Source organism: Ruegeria sp. AP12, assembly GCF_056540025.1.
On record NZ_JBQFVZ010000236.1, the window covers coordinates 1 to 647 of the forward strand.

Below are 647 nucleotides of genomic sequence, written 5' to 3' on the forward strand. Positions count from 1 at the left end.
GGAACAGCTTGGACGGCCCGTGTAGCCAGGATCGCCAGGTGAGTTCCGGGTCAAGGCCTTTTTCAACGGCAAATTCGCGCGCGGCCTCCATATAGACAGCGTTATGCCGGGGGACGTTCTTGTCTGGCAACAGCGCATTTCCGAAGTGATGTGTCAGATCATTTTCGTTCGTGATCATAACGGCGATGACCGCAGGATCTTCTGCGTATGACAACCCGGTTATCTTGTTGATGTGTGGTAGATACTTGTCCTGAAATTCAAGCATCAGCGCTTCGATACTGGGTGAAATGTAGCTGAATCCCTTGACGCGAATCGAGGTCTCACCCTTGGCGATCTCTTCGAAATCCTCGACCCCGTCTTCGGGTGTAAAGCTGCGACCGACATGAAGGTCGAGCCAGATGTAAAGGCCCTCGGCCTTTAGTGCCGCGATCCATTGGTCCAGTTTTTTCAATGAGAAGGCATCGAGCTTGCGGGTTGTCTGCGCTTCGCTGCCAAAGATGTTGGGCTGCACCCAATGCGAGTCGTGGTGGTGGATGCGCACCAGATTGAAGCCCAACCGAGAAAGGCGTTGGGCGTGGGCCCGCATGAAACGAGGTTCGGTCGTGAACAGGGCATAGGCTTGAAGGTTCGCCCCCCAAAATCGGGTC

At 54.9% G+C, this 647-nt stretch carries 1 protein-coding gene; it reads right to left on the minus strand.

Annotated features, from left to right (window positions below):
• A partial coding sequence (locus ACR0E6_RS22490; RefSeq protein WP_480587563.1) for a cellulase family glycosylhydrolase occupies nucleotides 1–647 on the minus strand: 647 nt, incomplete at both ends.